Source organism: Pseudarthrobacter ribosi (assembly GCF_055412865.1).
Window position 1 is genome coordinate 1 of sequence record NZ_JBVAYZ010000032.1, and the last position, 14,055, is coordinate 14,055.

General features: G+C 68.1%; 21 protein-coding genes, 1 pseudogene and 1 riboswitch. Of the genes and pseudogenes, 9 read left to right on the forward strand and 13 right to left on the reverse strand.

The window, feature by feature from the left end:
* A pseudogene (locus tag ACZYZ5_RS19945) lies at window positions 1-303 on the forward strand (DEAD/DEAH box helicase); the annotation flags it as partial.
* Window positions 304-389: 86 nt separating this feature from the next.
* Here ACZYZ5_RS19945 and ACZYZ5_RS19950 read toward each other — a convergent pair.
* The 5 genes from ACZYZ5_RS19950 to ACZYZ5_RS19970 all read right to left on the reverse strand — a co-directional run bounded on the left by ACZYZ5_RS19950 (window position 390) and on the right by ACZYZ5_RS19970 (window position 3,351).
* Complete coding sequence (locus ACZYZ5_RS19950) at window positions 390-1,040, reverse strand: MBL fold metallo-hydrolase (protein WP_463904061.1); 651 nt, start codon at window positions 1,038-1,040, stop codon at window positions 390-392.
* A gap of 22 nt (window positions 1,041-1,062) precedes the next feature.
* Entirely contained in the window at window positions 1,063-2,073 is a 1,011-nt protein-coding gene (locus ACZYZ5_RS19955) for an aldo/keto reductase (protein WP_463904063.1), read from the reverse strand.
* A gap of 134 nt (window positions 2,074-2,207) precedes the next feature.
* Window positions 2,208-2,612 (reverse strand): DMT family transporter, encoded by a 405-nt coding sequence (locus ACZYZ5_RS19960; RefSeq protein ID WP_463904135.1) that lies wholly within the window; start codon window positions 2,610-2,612, stop codon window positions 2,208-2,210.
* Between the two features lie 2 nt (window positions 2,613-2,614).
* Complete coding sequence (locus tag ACZYZ5_RS19965) at window positions 2,615-2,938, reverse strand: DMT family transporter (protein ID WP_463904064.1); 324 nt, start codon at window positions 2,936-2,938, stop codon at window positions 2,615-2,617.
* A 9-nt stretch (window positions 2,939-2,947) separates the two neighbouring features.
* Window positions 2,948-3,013: riboswitch (guanidine-III (ykkC-III) riboswitch) on the reverse strand.
* A gap of 137 nt (window positions 3,014-3,150) precedes the next feature.
* Window positions 3,151-3,351: a hypothetical protein gene (locus ACZYZ5_RS19970; protein ID WP_463904066.1), complete on the reverse strand. Its 201-nt coding sequence runs from the start codon at window positions 3,349-3,351 to the stop codon at window positions 3,151-3,153.
* A 1-nt stretch (window position 3,352) separates the two neighbouring features.
* Here ACZYZ5_RS19970 and ACZYZ5_RS19975 point away from each other — a divergent pair, with 1 nt between their 5' ends.
* Window positions 3,353-3,670 carry a hypothetical protein gene (locus tag ACZYZ5_RS19975; RefSeq protein ID WP_463904067.1) on the forward strand — a complete coding sequence of 106 codons (318 nt, stop codon included), beginning with the start codon at window positions 3,353-3,355 and terminating at the stop codon, window positions 3,668-3,670.
* Here ACZYZ5_RS19975 and ACZYZ5_RS19980 read toward each other — a convergent pair.
* Entirely contained in the window at window positions 3,667-4,347 is a 681-nt protein-coding gene (locus tag ACZYZ5_RS19980) for a HutD/Ves family protein (protein WP_463904068.1), read from the reverse strand. The two genes, ACZYZ5_RS19975 and ACZYZ5_RS19980, sit on opposite strands and share 4 nt — an antisense overlap.
* A 200-nt stretch (window positions 4,348-4,547) precedes the next feature.
* Here ACZYZ5_RS19980 and ACZYZ5_RS19985 point away from each other — a divergent pair, with 200 nt between their 5' ends.
* The 3 genes from ACZYZ5_RS19985 to ACZYZ5_RS19995 all read left to right on the forward strand — a co-directional run bounded on the left by ACZYZ5_RS19985 (window position 4,548) and on the right by ACZYZ5_RS19995 (window position 6,926).
* Window positions 4,548-5,159: a phosphoribosylanthranilate isomerase gene (locus tag ACZYZ5_RS19985; protein ID WP_463904070.1), complete on the forward strand. Its 612-nt coding sequence runs from the start codon at window positions 4,548-4,550 to the stop codon at window positions 5,157-5,159.
* A 46-nt stretch (window positions 5,160-5,205) separates the two neighbouring features.
* A complete protein-coding gene (locus ACZYZ5_RS19990; RefSeq protein ID WP_463904072.1) occupies window positions 5,206-6,243 on the forward strand; it encodes an LLM class flavin-dependent oxidoreductase in 1,038 nt (345 codons plus the stop codon).
* A 137-nt stretch (window positions 6,244-6,380) separates the two neighbouring features.
* Window positions 6,381-6,926, forward strand: a complete 546-nt coding sequence (locus ACZYZ5_RS19995) for a YceI family protein (protein WP_463904074.1) — start codon at window positions 6,381-6,383, stop codon at window positions 6,924-6,926.
* 20 nt (window positions 6,927-6,946) lie between these two features.
* On the opposite strand, the gene ACZYZ5_RS20000 is transcribed toward ACZYZ5_RS19995, so the two are convergent.
* Window positions 6,947-7,342, reverse strand: a complete 396-nt coding sequence (locus ACZYZ5_RS20000) for a hypothetical protein (protein ID WP_463904076.1) — start codon at window positions 7,340-7,342, stop codon at window positions 6,947-6,949.
* A 25-nt stretch (window positions 7,343-7,367) separates the two neighbouring features.
* Window positions 7,368-7,526 (reverse strand): hypothetical protein, encoded by a 159-nt coding sequence (locus tag ACZYZ5_RS20005; protein ID WP_463904077.1) that lies wholly within the window; start codon window positions 7,524-7,526, stop codon window positions 7,368-7,370.
* Window positions 7,527-7,658: 132 nt separating this feature from the next.
* Here ACZYZ5_RS20005 and ACZYZ5_RS20010 point away from each other — a divergent pair, with 132 nt between their 5' ends.
* Together ACZYZ5_RS20010 and ACZYZ5_RS20015 are read left to right on the forward strand one after the other, a co-directional pair.
* Complete coding sequence (locus ACZYZ5_RS20010) at window positions 7,659-8,072, forward strand: YccF domain-containing protein (protein ID WP_463904079.1); 414 nt, start codon at window positions 7,659-7,661, stop codon at window positions 8,070-8,072.
* Between the two features lie 24 nt (window positions 8,073-8,096).
* On the forward strand, window positions 8,097-8,609 hold the full coding sequence (locus ACZYZ5_RS20015) for an SRPBCC family protein (protein WP_463904080.1): 513 nt from the start codon (window positions 8,097-8,099) through the stop codon (window positions 8,607-8,609).
* A gap of 57 nt (window positions 8,610-8,666) precedes the next feature.
* Here ACZYZ5_RS20015 and ACZYZ5_RS20020 read toward each other — a convergent pair whose 3' ends face one another.
* The 5 genes from ACZYZ5_RS20020 to ACZYZ5_RS20040 all read right to left on the reverse strand — a co-directional run bounded on the left by ACZYZ5_RS20020 (window position 8,667) and on the right by ACZYZ5_RS20040 (window position 12,080).
* Window positions 8,667-9,065, reverse strand: coding sequence for a VOC family protein (locus ACZYZ5_RS20020; protein WP_463904081.1), 399 nt, complete (start codon window positions 9,063-9,065; stop codon window positions 8,667-8,669).
* Complete coding sequence (locus tag ACZYZ5_RS20025; protein WP_463904083.1) at window positions 9,062-9,214, reverse strand: ribbon-helix-helix domain-containing protein; 153 nt, start codon at window positions 9,212-9,214, stop codon at window positions 9,062-9,064. Before ACZYZ5_RS20025 ends, ACZYZ5_RS20020 begins: the two co-directional genes overlap by 4 nt.
* A gap of 88 nt (window positions 9,215-9,302) precedes the next feature.
* The gene (locus ACZYZ5_RS20030; protein ID WP_463904084.1) at window positions 9,303-10,172 is read right to left on the reverse strand and encodes a DUF4031 domain-containing protein; all 870 of its coding nucleotides are present in this window, start codon (window positions 10,170-10,172) and stop codon (window positions 9,303-9,305) included.
* 25 nt (window positions 10,173-10,197) lie between these two features.
* Window positions 10,198-11,391, reverse strand: a complete 1,194-nt coding sequence (locus ACZYZ5_RS20035; RefSeq protein WP_463904085.1) for an AI-2E family transporter — start codon at window positions 11,389-11,391, stop codon at window positions 10,198-10,200.
* An 89-nt stretch (window positions 11,392-11,480) separates the two neighbouring features.
* Window positions 11,481-12,080: a BBE domain-containing protein gene (locus tag ACZYZ5_RS20040; protein ID WP_463904087.1), complete on the reverse strand. Its 600-nt coding sequence runs from the start codon at window positions 12,078-12,080 to the stop codon at window positions 11,481-11,483.
* 6 nt (window positions 12,081-12,086) lie between these two features.
* On the opposite strand from ACZYZ5_RS20040, the gene ACZYZ5_RS20045 reads away from it, so the two are divergent.
* Window positions 12,087-12,647 (forward strand): hypothetical protein, encoded by a 561-nt coding sequence (locus ACZYZ5_RS20045; RefSeq protein WP_463904088.1) that lies wholly within the window; start codon window positions 12,087-12,089, stop codon window positions 12,645-12,647.
* Window positions 12,648-12,794: 147 nt separating this feature from the next.
* Window positions 12,795-14,054 (forward strand): AlbA family DNA-binding domain-containing protein, encoded by a 1,260-nt coding sequence (locus ACZYZ5_RS20050; protein WP_463904090.1) that lies wholly within the window; start codon window positions 12,795-12,797, stop codon window positions 14,052-14,054.
* The last annotated feature ends 1 nt before the right edge of the window (window position 14,055 follow it).

The following is a 14,055-nucleotide window of genomic DNA, read 5'->3' on the forward strand; positions in this document are numbered from 1 at the left end:
GCTCCCCGCACCGGCGCACCCCGGAGCGGCGCACCGCGCAGCGGGGCTCCCCGCACCGGCGGCGCCACCGGCGGCCAGCGCGGCGGGCGTCCGGCAACGGGCCAGCGTGCTGCTGCCGGCGCCAAGACCGGCGGCAGCAATGCCGGTGGCAATTCGGCTGTTTGGTCCTCCAACACCGGCGGCACCTCGGGCGGGTCCTACGCAGGCGGCGGCAACGGCCGCTCCAGCGAAGGCCGTCCGGCACGCAGCGGCGGCCCCCGCCGCGCGTCCGCCCCGGCGTCGAACGAACGCCGCAGCCGCTAAGGTCTCGGTTTTCCGCTACGCAAACAGACGGCCGCTATGGGGATCCCCGTAGCGGCCGTCCGAAAGCGCAGCATAAAAGGTGAGATCTACCAGCCGCGGGCGCGCCACTCTTCCAGGTGCGGGCGTTCCGCACCCAGTGTGGTCGGCTTTCCGTGGCCCGGATGCACCACGCTGTCATCCGGATACGCCCCGAACAGCCGCTCGCTGACATCGCTGATCAGCTGGGCGAACCGTTCCGGATCGTCCTGGGTGTTTCCCACGCCTCCCGGGAACAGCGAGTCGCCGGAGAAAATGTGCGCCGGGCCCTCCGGGTCCTGGTACACGAGCGCGATCGACCCCGGGGTATGGCCGCGCAGGTGCACTGCCGTCACATCGAAGCCGTCGAAGTTGCCGACGTCCCCGTGATCCAGCAGCACATCCACCGGCACCGGCAGCTCCGGGGCGTCATCCGTCCCGGCCGCCGTCTTCACCCCGGTGGCCGCCACCAGGCCCGGCAGCGCACGGACATGGTCCCAGTGCTGGTGGGTGGTGGCAACCAGCGCCAGCTTCGGCGCCGCGGAGGTATCCGCGGCGGCGTCGGCAAGCAGCCCCTGGATGGCGGCCAGATCATCGGCCGCATCGATCAGGAGCTGCGCGCCCGACACTTTGCTGGTGAGCAGGTACACGTTGTTGTCCATCTCGCTGACTGAAATCCGGCGGATGGTGATGTCACGTAACGAGTGAATGAGCGAGTCCATGGGCTTCAGTCTACGAAAGACGCTATTCACGGCCCTGGGACACCCAGTTGGGGTCCGCGGAGCGGGTGCCGACGACGGCGTCCGCAGCGGCGTCGAGTTTCGTCAGTTGCGCTGCGGTGAAGTCGAGCGTCAAGGCTCCCAGGTTCTCGTCGATCCGGTCCGCTTTGCGGGTACCGGGGATGGGGACTACGGGCAGCCCCAGCTTCCGGCCCTGCGCAAACAGCCAGGCCAAGGCCACCTGGGCGGGCGTTGCAGCCTGTCCGGCGGCGGCAAGTTCAGCCGCGACGGACTGCACGGCCGAGACCACGCACTGGTTGGCGTCCAGCGCCGCCTCGGCGAAGCGCGGGATGTTGCGGCGGAAGTCATTGCTGCCCAGCGTTGATGCGTCCACGGTGCCGGTGAGGAATCCCCGGCCCAGCGGCGAATAGGGCACAAACCCCACCCCGAGCTCGGCCGCGGCAGGAATAACGTTGCTTTCCACGTCGCGGCTCCAGATGGACCACTCACTCTGGACCGCGGCGATCGGGTGGACGCTGCTGGCTTCACGCAGCTCCTTGGCCGTCACCTCAGACAGGCCAAGGTGCCGCACCTTTCCGGCCTGTACCAGCCCCGCCATGGCCTCCACGGTTTCCACTATCGGAACGCGGAGGTCGCGGCGGTGCAGGTAGTACAGGTCGATGGTGTCGGTGCCCAGCCGTTGCAGGCTGCGGTCCACGGCCTGCCGCACATACGCGGCGTCACCCCGGATATCCGAGTAGCCGGTGGACGGTGTGCCCACCAGGCCAAACTTGGTGGCCAGCTGCACCTCGCCGCGGCGGTCCTTGAGGAGCCGGGCGATCAGCTCCTCGTTGCTGCCGCCGCCGTAGATGTCCGCCGTGTCGATGAAGCTGACCCCGGCATCCACCGCGTGGTGCAGGGTCCGCAGGGCCTCGGCCGGATCCACCTCCCCGTAAACCGGGGTCAGGGCCATGCCGCCGAACCCCAGGGGACTGACCATCAAACCGTCGCCGAGCATGACTGTTGCTGCCTTCATCGGGGCCTCTCTTTCGGTGTTTCTACCCCCAACCCGTGGCCGCTCCTGAGTATTCCTGCGCTCCCGCCCGGTTACTGCCGGTAGTCGGGCCGCAGCCACGGCGTGTCGCTCCGGATCACCCGTCCGGGCGCGCACTAACTGGGCGGGAGCGCCGGGGCGGCCGCGGATTTCCCGGCGGGCAGCAGCTTCAGCCCGGCCGCGCAGCCCACAATCCCCGCGATGAACAGCAGTTTGAGCGGGCTGGCCGGTTCGACGCCGGTCGCCATCGCCCAGCCGACCGTCAGGGCCGCGCCGATCCCGACCCAGACGGCGTAGGCCGTGCCGAGCGGGATGCTTTTCACGGCCAGGCCCAGCCCGGCCATGCTCAGGGCTGCGGTCAGCGCGAACACGAGGGTCGGCATGGGCCGGGTGAGACCATCGGAGAGGCCCAAGGCCGTGGCCCAGACCGCCTCCAGCACCGCGGACGCGAGCAGGATGACCCAGGCCAGGGTGGCGGCCGGCGTCTTGGTGGCCAGTGTCGATGCGCGGTTCGCGGGCATGGTCACGCCGCCAGCTTCAGGCCGGCCACGCACGCGACGATCCCGCCGAGCAGCAGGATCCGCGCGGCGGTGGTGGGCTCCACCTTGGCGATCATGGCGTAGGCGGAGGTCAGCACCACGCCGACGCCCACCCAGACGGCGTAGGCGGTGCCGGACGGGATGGACTGCATGGCGACCGCCAGCCCGCCGGTGCTGGCCAGCACGGAGACGAGGAAGACGGCGGCGGGTGCAATCCGGCGGCAGCCTGTGGTCTGTCCGGTCCGGTGCAGGGCCGCGGCCCAGACGGCTTCCAGCGACCCGGAAAGTATGAGAATTAACCACGACATGAGAGCTCCTGTGGCCAGTCTTGTCGCGTGCCGGGTACTGAACCGTCGTCCGGAGGCCCCTGAGGCGGGGTCTTGATCCCAGCCTAGCAACACCCCGCGGAGGGGCGAACCGGCGGCACCGTCGGCGCAGGACCCACCATCGGCTGCTCCACAACCGCCGTTTTGAGGGTTCATAACGGCAGTGCTGGAGCACTCGATGGGACGGCGCCGGGTCAGAGCGCCGTGGCTCCGCTCCAGAGTCGGAACGTTCTGCCCACAGGATGGACGCTGCAGCCCTCCGCCGCGGTGGCGAGGTCCCCGGCGGCGATGTCCGGGGCGGCCGAGACGATGGCGCGGCCGTCCGGGGTGACCAGGGTGGCCAGTTCCCCGATCCGGCGCAGGGCAGGCATGGCGCCGCGCTCCAGCCGCTGCACGGTGACGTCCATCCCGCTGTGGGCCAGCTACCTCGTCAAGGCCTACGCCTGGCGGAGCGTGCTCGCCGACGGCGGGCTGCTGGAGTGGCTGGGGGCGCCGGTCGGGCTGGAATCCCCGGGGTACGGCGAAACCGCCGTGATTACCACCTTGCCGATCTGGATCCTGCAGAACCTCTTCCGGCCCAACCAGGCGCCGGTGGTCAACGTCGTCGCCGTCGTCCTGATCGTCGTCTCGATCATGCCGATCTGGCTCGCGCAGCGGCTGTCCCAGGACTCGGTGGGGATCGGCGCCACCCGGGTGAAGGTGACGGAGGGCTAATCCGCGGCGCGGTCGATCGACACGACGGCCAGGAAGCCGCGGCCCAGAATCTCGGGGGTGTCGGTATCGGAACCAACGACGGCGTCATAGCGGGCGAGCGTCGTCGGCTCGGCCGCCTGCGTCCCAGGGGCGCCCGCGGCGGTGCCCGCGGCCGGCTCACCGCCGGACGGCGTACCCGGCCCGGCGCCGGCGGTGCCGGGAGTTACCACCGCCTGGCCCTGGAGCAGGATCCCGAGCTGGCCCTCGAACACGGGATGCGCCCGCTTCTTAGAGAGTTCGATGATGGAGGTGTATCCCTTGAACACGCCGCGGCGGGTGATGACGTTCAGGTCGCGGATGTTGCCCGTCGGCAGCGCCCCGGCCGCGGCGGCGTCGCCGGAGAACCGGAACGGGCGGTTCTTCTCTAGCGGGTGCTCGGCGCCGTCGACGCTCAGCAGCAGCAGTTCGCCCTCCACCACGGTGAGGACCCGGTCCATGCCGGGGTAGGCCGAGAAGTCGCCGGCCTTGGACACCTCGGCGATGCTCACCCGCCAGTCCCAGCCGGCGGCCCCGGGGCCGTCCTGCGCGGGGGCGGCCTGTGCGGAGGCGGCCGCGGGATGGCTGGCCAGTTCGCGGGTCACCCCGCCGCCGTTGCGCCAGGGGTGGTCTTTCAGCTCGGCATAGCGGATGATCTCCATCCCTCCACCCTATCGGCCGGCCGGGAATGGAATCCGGGGCGCCGGCCGCTGCCACCAGCGCCGAGGTCCTACTTCGCGCCCATGTTCCGGACAACCATGGGCGCGAAATCTCACCTCGGGGGCGGGTGGGGCGCCGGGCTGCCGCGGTCCTTGCTAACGTCGGAGGCAGGAACAAGGGTAAACACCGGAGAAGGAGCGGAATGTTCGTCAAGGTATGCGGGCTCAGCACCCACGAGTCGGTCCGGGCCGCGGCGGAGGCCGGGGCGGACGCCGTCGGCTTCGTCCTGACCCGCAGCCCCCGCGAAGTGACGCCGGCGCAGGCGCGGGAACTCCTGGCCCACATCCCGGCCGGCCTCCCCGCCGTCGGCGTCTTCCGGCACGAGGCCGCGGCGGACGCCGCGGCGCGGGCACGCGAGGCCGGGCTGGACTGGGTCCAGCTGCACGGCGACCGCACCCCGGCGGACGTGCGCACCGTGCACGACGCCGGACTCAAGCTCATCCGGGCCGTCACCATGTCCGCCGCACCCGAGGCGTTCGCGGACTGGGGCGAGGAGATGCTCCTGATCGACGCCGCCGTCCCCGGCTCCGGCGAGGCCTGGGACTACGCCTCGGTCCGCGCGAAGGGGCTGGAGGGGCGCAATTGGCTGCTGGCCGGCGGGCTCGATCCGGCCAATGTCGCCGGCGCCGCCTCGCAGGCAGGGGCCTGGGGCGTGGACGTCTCCTCCGGCGTGGAGTCCTCCCGCGGGGTGAAGGACCTGGCCAAAATCCGGGACTTCGTGGCGGCGGCGAAGGACCCGGCCGCGAAACCCTGAACACCCCTGCAGGAATGCCGCCGGTCCCTCCCGTGTTGGCCCCGACATGAAGCGCATCGGATTCTTGTCTTTCGGGCATTGGGGGCCCGGCGAGGGTTCCCGCACCCGGACCGCCCGCGACGCCCTGCTGCAGGGCATCGAACTTGCCGTCGCCGCCGAGGAACTGGGCGTGGACGGCGCGTACTTCCGCGTGCACCACTTCGCTCGGCAGCAGGCCTCCCCGTTCCCGTTGCTGGCCGCCATCGCCGCCCGGACCAGCCGGATCGAAATGGGCACCGGCGTGATCGACATGCGCTACGAAAACCCGCTGTACATGGCCGAGGAGGCCGCCGCGACGGACCTGATCAGCGGCGGTCGGCTGCAGCTCGGGATCAGCCGCGGTTCACCCGAACCCGCCCGTGACGGCGCTGCCGCCTTCGGCCACGTGCCGGCGGATGGCGAGACCGCCGCGGACATGGCCCGGCGGCACACCGCGGTGTTCCGCCGCGCGATCTCGGGGGCCGGGATGGCGGAGGCGGAGCCGCGGTACGCGGGCGGAGGATCGGGGCTGCTGCCCGTGCAGCCGCATTCACCGGACCTCGGCGGGCGGATCTGGTGGGGCGCCGGTTCGCGCGCCACCGCCGTGTGGACCGCGGAACAGGGCATGAACCTGATGAGCTCCACGCTGCTCACCGAGGACACCGGGGTGCCGTTCGACCAGCTTCAGGCCGAGCAAATTTCCATGTTCCGGAAGGCCTGGGCCGGCGCCGGCCATCAGCGCGAACCGCGCGTCTCGGTGAGCCGCAGCGTCCTGCCGATCGTCGACGAGGAGGACCGCCGGTTCTTCGGTCTCAGCGCCCTGCGGGAGAAACGCGACCAGGTCGGGGTGATCGACGGACTGGTGGCCCGCTTCGGCCGGAGCTACGTCGGCGCCCCCGACGCCATCGCCGAGGAACTGGCCGCCGACGCGGCCGTCCGGGACGCCGACACCCTGCTGCTCACCGTCCCCAACCAACTGGGTGTGGACTTCAACGCCAAGCTGCTGGGCACCGTGGTCCGGCATATCGCTCCAGCGATCGGCTGGGCGCCGAAGCCAGCGGCGTAACTCGGACGCCGCGCTGGGCGCGTCGCAGGTTTCCGCGGAAGGCTAGCCGGGCCGCGGCGCCGTGGCTAGCATGGCTCCTTGGGGGAGTACCCCGATGACCCGGCGGGCCCCGCCCGCCACCCGCGAAGGAGACCGTTGTGACCCTGCCCGAAGGTTTGACCCCCGGCGTCTGGACGCTGGACATGTCCCACAGCGAAGTCGGCTTCAGCGTCCGCCACGCCGGCATCAGCAAGGTCCGCGGCCGCTTCAACGAGGCCGCGGCGGAAGCCCGGGTCGGCGATTCCCTCGCCGACTCCAGCCTCCATGCCAACATCAAGACCGCCAGCTTCGACTCCGGCGACGCCAACCGCGACGCCCACGTCCGCGGCGCTGACTTCTTCGACGTCGAAAAGTACCCGGAGATGACCTTCCGCGCCACCGGTATCAGAGGCGACGGCGAGGACTATGTGCTGACCGGCGACCTCACGATCCGCGACGTCACCAAGCCGGTGGACCTGGAAGTCGAGTTCACCGGCGTCGCGGTGGACCCGTTCGGCGCCACCCGCGCCGGGTTCAGCGCGGAGGCGGACATCAGCCGCAAGGAATTCGGCCTGACCTGGAACGCCGCGCTCGAGGCCGGCGGGCTGCTGGTCAGCGACAAGGTCAAGATCAGTGTCGAAGCGGCCATGGTGAAGCAGGCCTAGCGGGCAGGCCGGCGCCGCGTTTAGAAAAGCAGAAGGACGAAGCCGCCGACCGTGGAAACAATTCCGACTCCGGTGAGGAGCCAGCCAATGGTCCAGGCGGCGTTGTCCTGCTTCGGCGGGGTGAGGCCCCAGCGGGACGGGTGGCAGACGTCGTAGTAGAGGTCGACGTCGGACCCGACGACCAGGCCGTCTGACTCGGTCGCCGGCAGCAGGGACCGGTGGTCGGCGTCGTGGTGGTCCGTCCAGCTGTAGCCCGTGAACCCGCCGGCGCTGATCACTTTGCCGGTGGTTCCGGCCCACTGGCAATGGCGCCGTCGGGAGATCCAGCCCCACACCAGCAGCGGCAGGCCCAGCACGAAACCCACCCATGTCATGACTTCGAGAATGGGGCCCAGCAGGTCTCCGATGCTTGTCATCTGCGCGCGTCCCGGACAGGCGGCGTCAGCGGGTCACGCGCGAGTGGCGCAGGAAGAACATGATGCCGGCCCCCACAAGGACCAGGAGGCCGACGTAGAGCAGGAACTGCACGGCCTCCACCACGAGCCCGACGACCAGCAGGACGAGGGCAACGATCAGGGCAATCTTCAGGAGTGCAGGCATGTTCCCAGTATTGTGCCCTTTCGTGCGTTCGCAAAGCGCCCGGCCCGCCGTCCGCGTCACGGGACACATTTCAGGAATTGTTCAGGGTGAACCCCTAGGCCGGATCGGCCTCCGGCGGGGGAGAATGGAGCCATGAAGACATTGCTCAACATCATCTGGCTACTCTTTGGCGGACTCTGGCTCGCGCTCGGCTACTTCGTGGCAGGAATCATCTGCTGCCTGCTGATCGTCACTATCCCGTGGGGGCTCGCGTCGTTCCGGATAGCCAACTATGCGCTCTGGCCGTTCGGGCGCACCGTGGTGGACCGTCCGGGCGGCACCGGGGTGTTCTCCCTGCTCGGAAACGTCATCTGGCTGCTCGTCGCCGGCATCTGGATCGCGATCGGCCACGTGGTCACCGCCTTCGCCATGGCCATCACCATCATCGGCATCCCGCTGGCCATCGCCAACCTCAAACTCATCCCGGTCTCGCTGATGCCGCTGGGCAAACAGATCGTCCCGACAGACAGGCCCTTTGTGACGGCCTACAGCAAGGCCTACCGCTAACCGTTGTAGAGGAGAAGTCCCGCAATGTCCGAGCATGTAACAGCCGTTCCCGCAACGTCCGGCCAGCGGAAGTCCGCCGCTCCGCCCGAGGACCTCATGCTGGTCATCACCCGCGAATTCCCGGCGTCCATTGACCAGGCCTGGTCCGCTCTGACGGACCCGGACCAGGCACCGGCCTGGTGGGGACCGCGCGGGTTCCATGTTCCCCGCGAGAGCATCGACGCGGACCTGGAGATCGGCGGCTTGTACCGGGCCTGCATGGTCCGGGACAGCACCGGGGAGGAACACTGGTGGAGCGGTGTCCACACGGACATCGAACCGCCGAATCTCTTCATCTTCACCCACGCCTGGGACAAGCCGGACGGCACCCGCGGCTTTGAGACCGAGGTGACCTTCCAGCTGGAGGAGATCGACGGCGGCACCCGGATGACGTTCTTCCAGGGCCCCTTCGACACGATCGACAATCGTGACAGCCACGGCGTCGGCTGGCGCGAGTCCTTCGACCGGCTCGCCGAACACCTCCGCCGCACCCCCTGACCCCACGCTCTGACCGCGCGCTGCCGTGGACTCGCGGTTTGGCGCCGTGCGCCGCAGCTAGGGTTTCAGGGCCGCGGATTCGCGGGTTTCATAGCTGATGTTCCGGAGCTCGTCGTCCGCCTCGTTGACCTGGAGCACATAGCCGTCGGGATCCGCGACGGTGAAGTACCGGCCGAAGGTTTCATCAATAACGGCGGACGGCTCGAAGCCTGCCAAAGCCAGGCGCCCGGCCAGGGGCTCGAGCTTCTCGTCACTGGTGAACTGCAACGACACCGCGCCCGCGTCGAGGTGGCTGCTGGGCGTTGCGGCGATGTGGAGCCCCAGCCCTCCGCCCTCGCCGTGTAGTTCGGCCCAGGTGCCGCTGGTGGCCGCAGCCTGCTCCGTGAGGCCGAGCATGGCGTAGAAGCGGTTGGACTTCTCGATATCCCGCACGTAGCGGATCGGCGTGATTCTCATTGTTCCGGGCCTTCCTTGCTGTTGAGGACCTGCATCAGAGCTTGTTCGACATAGGCAGAGAGGGAGAGCCCCTCTTCGATGGCGGCATGTTTGACCCGCTTCACCAGGGACGCCGGCAGATACACGTTGAACTGCGTTTTCTCGACCATACTAGGATGCTAGCAATCTAGGACGAGGACGGCTAGGCCTGTCGTGGATGAGTGTGTTCTGGCTGGGCCTGCGCCCTGCGCCCTGCGCCTACCGGAGCTCGGCCTGCAGGTTCCGCCGCGCGGCGTCCAGCCACAGCTCCCGGCCCCGCGGGGTGTGGAAGAGCGGATCCAGCCGCAGGAGCTGGCGGACGACGGCGGCGCGTCCGGCGGCGAAGTCGTCGTCGCCGATGTGCACAAAGTCCTGCCGGACGGCGGCCAGGTACCGGGCGTAGGCTGCCGGCTCCCCGCCGAGCACGGAGAGGTCGGCGTCGCTGAGCAGGGCGGCGGCCCCGTCGCCGGGCTCGGGCTGGTGGTCGGCTGTCATCCGCACCAGGCGGGCCACCTCGTCCACCTCGGCCGCGGGAAGCCGAGCGTGGGCCAGCCGGTCCTCGGCGAGCCGGGCCGACTCCTCCTCGTCCTGGCCCGCGATGCCGCGGTAGACGGCGTCGTGGAACCAGGCGGCGAGCAGCACGGTGCGCGGCGGGTCGGCCGGTTCGGTGAGGAGGTCCAGGGCCTCCAGGACCGCCAGCAGGTGCGTGCGGCCGTGGTACTTCCGGTGCTCCTCGCCCCAGCGGTCCAGCAGGTCCAGGAAGAGCGCGTCGTGGCCGGGCAGGACGGTGTTCCAACGCGTCAGCAGGGGGAGCTTGAGTGCGCCGTTGCGTCGCCGCGCCGGGATCCGCAGGCCGCTGGCGATCAGTTTGCGGACCAGGACCCGCCCCTCGACCGGCACCGCTCCGGCGGCCACGAGGGCGCCGTACCGGGCTTCGGCGACGTCGTAATGGTCGCCGTCGAAGGCCCTGTCCGGGATGCCGGCCGCCGCCGCGAAGGCGTGCAGTTCCTCCAGCGAGGTGTCCGAAATCAGGTGCGAGAAGTGGGTTCCGTGCGCCGGCCAGAGCGGAGAGTCCAGGTAAATGGCCATGGGGGAAGTCTAATCCGGCCGCGGATCAGCCCTGGCTGGCGTCAGCAGCGGCGGTGTCGGACTGCTGCTCCTCCGGGGTCTGCGCACGGAGCGGTTTGGAGCGCACGCCTTCGCCCTTTTCATTCAGCTGGGTCTCATGTTCGGCTTCGGCGATGTCCGCGGGCGTGATGTCGCCTCCTGAGTTCCAGGCCTTGATCGCGGCCCAGGCCACCGCCACAAGGGGGACAGCGAGGATCGCGCCGATGATGCCGGCGAGGATGGTGCCGGCCGTGAGGGCCAGCAGGATGACGAGGGCGTGGACGTTGAGCGCCTGGCCCATCACCACGGGCTGCAGGAAGTTGCCCTCCAGCTGGTTGACGACGATCACGACAATGATGACGACCAGGGCCGCGAGCGGGCCGTTGGCAACCAGTGCGACGAGCGCCGCGAGGATACCGGCCAGGGTGGCGCCGATCAGCGGGATGAAGGCTCCGATGAAGGTCAGTGCGGCGAGCGGCAGCGCGAGCGGCACCCCCATGATCACCAGCGCCAGGCCGATGAAGAACGCGTCCACGAAGGCCACGATGGAGGTTCCGCGCACATAGCCGCCGAGCACGCTGAGGCTCCGTTCCCCGGCGCGGCGAGCCCTGACCAGCTTCTCGCCCTTGAACGCCCGCAGCATGAAGGCCCAGATCTTTTCGCCGTCCTTCAGGAAGAAGAACAGGATCACCGCCATGAGCACGGCGCCGGTGAGGAAGTTGCCGGCCGCGCTGAGCCCGGAGATGGCGCCCGCGCCGACGGTGCTGCTGGTGGCGAAGTCGATGGCGGCGTCACGCGCCTGCTGGATCTGCTGGTCATCGACGGGGATGGGGCCGGTGCGAATGAAGTCGTGGACGCGGTCGAAGCCCTGCGTGGCCTTGTCGGCCAGCTCGTCCGCCTGGCTCATGACGGCGAAGACGATGCCGGTGATCACGGCACCGAACGCGAGCAGGAGCGCCACGAACGACACGGTGGTCGCGGCGGTGCTGGGCCAGCCGCGGCGGCGCAGCCAGTGGACGAAGGGGGCGATCGCGGCGGCGAGGATCAGCGCCAGCAGCGCCGGAATCACCACGAGCCGCACCTGGATCAGCGCGTACACCACGACCACGGTCAGAACCAGCAGCAGGAGGACCTGCGCGGTCCTGATGCTGGCGCGGCCTAGGCTGTCGTTCCAGGGGGTTGTTTTCTCCGGGCTGCCCATGCTGCTCTGTCTCCCACTATCGGATGGTCATGTTACTTACCAACCGTCTCACAGCCGGAGGCTCCAGCCCGCGGGGACTGGCCCGTTTGTCAGGAAGTGGCGGGTCGGATGTTCTGGTTGCCGCGGAAAGTGTTCTCCGGGTCGAACTCCCGTTTTATCTGGGCCAGCCGGTTGTAGTTCTCGTCCCCGAAGGCCGCCCGGACCCGTTCCTGGCCCTCGTCGCCGATAAAGTTCAGCCACACGCCCCCGGTTGCGTAGGGTGCAATGTCCTGGCGGAACCTCTTGACCCAGGCCTTCGCCTCCTGGCCGCCCTGCGGGGTCTCGCCCAGTCCGAAGGGGTGGGTCACCCAGCTGGCGTTCCGGTTCAGCAGCGGCGTGGTGGCGGCGCCGGCGCCTCCCACCGCGCCGCCCCAGTGGGCAATCAGCTGCTGTGAACTCGGCCCCGGCAGGTTCCGGGCGGAATCGACGATGACGTCGAGGGCGGCATCGGAGAGTTCGTTGTGGTAGTCCGCGCTCCAGTAGTTGTACTTACCCGGCGGATCGTCCAGGGAACACTGGAAATCGGCGTAGTCGATGTCCTCCAGGAGGTCCACGGCTGGCTTCAGCACCCGGTAGGGCTTCGTGTGTTCGGCACCCTCGGCCGCGTCCCCGGCGTAGAGGTAGACGACGGCGCCGGCAAACACGGCCACCGGCTCATGAACCTCTACGGCTACGACGAGCTCGGAACCATCGCCACCCTCGGCGGCCACGACCTCCGCGCCCGCCTCATGCCGGCCCGGGACCTTGACCGGGCAACCGTCGAAGTACGCATCGAAGGAGTGCCCAGGGCAACCACACAAATAGCCCGCCGCAGTCTCCTGTCCGCCGATCTAGGCACCATCAGACAACTCGAAAACCGTGTCTCATCGCTCCCCAAGCTGGCAGCCGACGTCGAAGGACGACGGAAGGAAGCACTCGCCCATGTCGAACAGGCAGAGAAGGCCCTGGCAGAACCCTTCAAACACGCCGATACGCTCAAAGCCGCCCAGGCGGACGCGGCGCGGATCAACCAGCTCATGGCCGACGCAGCGAAACCGGAAGAGCCGGCGCAGCCCGAGCCCCGTCCCGCCGGCATTGACCCCCGGATGGAAAAGATGCAACGGCTCATGAACGCTTCATTCCCACCACAACCAGGCACCGTGGCCGCCGCCGCAACGACAGCCCAACCAAGGAGCCAGGACCAGCGCCGCCAGCAACAAACCGAATATGGGCGCTAGCCCCGCATTCGGGGTGCACGGAAGCCCTGCGCAGAACAAACAACGGTGCAGCGCATTTCCGGTAACGCACTCCTGCAAAGCATGATGTCAGTTTGATACCACTTCCCAGTCAAGGCAGTTGCTTCGACATATCCCCTAAGGACCCGCATGACCAGTAGATGGATACCGACCACTGAAGAGGACATCGTTAGCAGTATTGCTAACGGCACCTTCAGGGAAAACCACTATCTGGAAGTGAAACAGAGCGCCAACAACGGCTCCATCGCTGCCACGCTTGCCAGTCTTGCGATTGACGGTGGGACCTTCATCCTGGGGGTAGAGGAGATTTCCGACGTCCAGAAGAACAAGACGCTCCGCACGAAACCGCTCCCAACCGAAGGTCTGGCGGAGCGCATTGACCAGATCGCTCGGAACAGCATCGAACCACCCTTAGTTGTCCGGACGGTGGTCATCCCCTCGACCCAGGAAAATGCTCTCGGATACGTCGTCGCTACCGTCCTTCCTTCCCCCGTTGCGCCACACATGGCGGGTGGGAAGTACTACGGCCGCGGGGAAGCCTCCAAGCACGCCCTGACAGACGCCGAAGTTCTCAGGCACCACCAACGGCGACAGCAGCAGATTGACCTCGGAGCCAAGCTGCTTGAGGAGGAGCAAGAGCGAGACTACCTGCCGGTGGAACAACGGTTAGCAGGGCACATCTATATCGTTGCCGAGCCGCTTATGCCCATCAATCAGGAGCTGCTCGAGGAACTGGTTGATAACTTAGCGGTCCTAGAGATCGTGACCCAGGGATCCGATCGGGCACCCGACACAAATCCGCGTCCACGAGAAGCCACCAACAAGCTTGCTCGAAGCAACGGGACAGCATTCGTCACGTATGCAGCCCTGGGTGAAGGGCGTACACCAAACCCAGAAGCACGGGAGAGCTCTGTTGAAGCTAGCCTTCTGGACATCGAGGTAACCCATACAGGGGGCTTCAGAGTGTTCCTTGGTAGAGGCACCCTCCAGTGGACTCCTGAGCAACACTTCATCCTCGACGTGAATGCAGTTGCCTACCTGCAGCATCTCATGGAGTGGATTGCCAGGCTGTCGGATGTGCTGAACTATGGCGGGGCATGGACCCTAGGCGTGCGGGCTACCGGCCTCAGGGGCCTCAGATCCACTCATGCTATTCAGGGCGGCTCCACAATTCAGAGTACATTTGTCGAAAAATATGGAGCCATGGACGCTGATAGGTACCAGAAGATCACCATGGCCACCTTGGCAGAAATACAGGACGCACCAAACAGGGTGGTTCGATCGCTGGTCGGTAACTATCTGCGCGCTCTGGGAACTGAAGGCCACTACAGCTTGGAACGTGAAGCACCCGCTAAATCCGGCGGGACGACCGGGCGAGGACGGTTCTAGT

What these genes read in the sequence shown, in the direction of transcription:
- ACZYZ5_RS19950 (WP_463904061.1), bottom strand. Translation starts at nt 1,040, where the DNA reads ATGGACTCGCTCATTCACTCGTTACGTGACATCACCATCCGCCGGATT.
- ACZYZ5_RS19955 (WP_463904063.1), bottom strand. Translation starts at nt 2,073, where the DNA reads ATGAAGGCAGCAACAGTCATGCTCGGCGACGGTTTGATGGTCAGTCCC.
- ACZYZ5_RS19960 (WP_463904135.1), bottom strand. Translation starts at nt 2,612, where the DNA reads ATGCCCGCGAACCGCGCATCGACACTGGCCACCAAGACGCCGGCCGCC.
- ACZYZ5_RS19965 (WP_463904064.1), bottom strand. Translation starts at nt 2,938, where the DNA reads ATGTCGTGGTTAATTCTCATACTTTCCGGGTCGCTGGAAGCCGTCTGG.
- ACZYZ5_RS19980 (WP_463904068.1), bottom strand. Translation starts at nt 4,347, where the DNA reads ATGGAGATCATCCGCTATGCCGAGCTGAAAGACCACCCCTGGCGCAAC.
- ACZYZ5_RS19985 (WP_463904070.1), top strand. Translation starts at nt 4,548, where the DNA reads ATGTTCGTCAAGGTATGCGGGCTCAGCACCCACGAGTCGGTCCGGGCC.
- ACZYZ5_RS19990 (WP_463904072.1), top strand. Translation starts at nt 5,206, where the DNA reads ATGAAGCGCATCGGATTCTTGTCTTTCGGGCATTGGGGGCCCGGCGAG.
- ACZYZ5_RS20000 (WP_463904076.1), bottom strand. Translation starts at nt 7,342, where the DNA reads ATGACAAGCATCGGAGACCTGCTGGGCCCCATTCTCGAAGTCATGACA.
- ACZYZ5_RS20005 (WP_463904077.1), bottom strand. Translation starts at nt 7,526, where the DNA reads ATGCCTGCACTCCTGAAGATTGCCCTGATCGTTGCCCTCGTCCTGCTG.
- ACZYZ5_RS20010 (WP_463904079.1), top strand. Translation starts at nt 7,659, where the DNA reads ATGAAGACATTGCTCAACATCATCTGGCTACTCTTTGGCGGACTCTGG.
- ACZYZ5_RS20015 (WP_463904080.1), top strand. Translation starts at nt 8,097, where the DNA reads ATGTCCGAGCATGTAACAGCCGTTCCCGCAACGTCCGGCCAGCGGAAG.
- ACZYZ5_RS20020 (WP_463904081.1), bottom strand. Translation starts at nt 9,065, where the DNA reads ATGAGAATCACGCCGATCCGCTACGTGCGGGATATCGAGAAGTCCAAC.
- ACZYZ5_RS20025 (WP_463904083.1), bottom strand. Translation starts at nt 9,214, where the DNA reads ATGGTCGAGAAAACGCAGTTCAACGTGTATCTGCCGGCGTCCCTGGTG.
- ACZYZ5_RS20030 (WP_463904084.1), bottom strand. Translation starts at nt 10,172, where the DNA reads ATGGCCATTTACCTGGACTCTCCGCTCTGGCCGGCGCACGGAACCCAC.
- ACZYZ5_RS20035 (WP_463904085.1), bottom strand. Translation starts at nt 11,391, where the DNA reads ATGGGCAGCCCGGAGAAAACAACCCCCTGGAACGACAGCCTAGGCCGC.
- ACZYZ5_RS20045 (WP_463904088.1), top strand. Translation starts at nt 12,087, where the DNA reads ATGAACCTCTACGGCTACGACGAGCTCGGAACCATCGCCACCCTCGGC.
- ACZYZ5_RS20050 (WP_463904090.1), top strand. Translation starts at nt 12,795, where the DNA reads ATGACCAGTAGATGGATACCGACCACTGAAGAGGACATCGTTAGCAGT.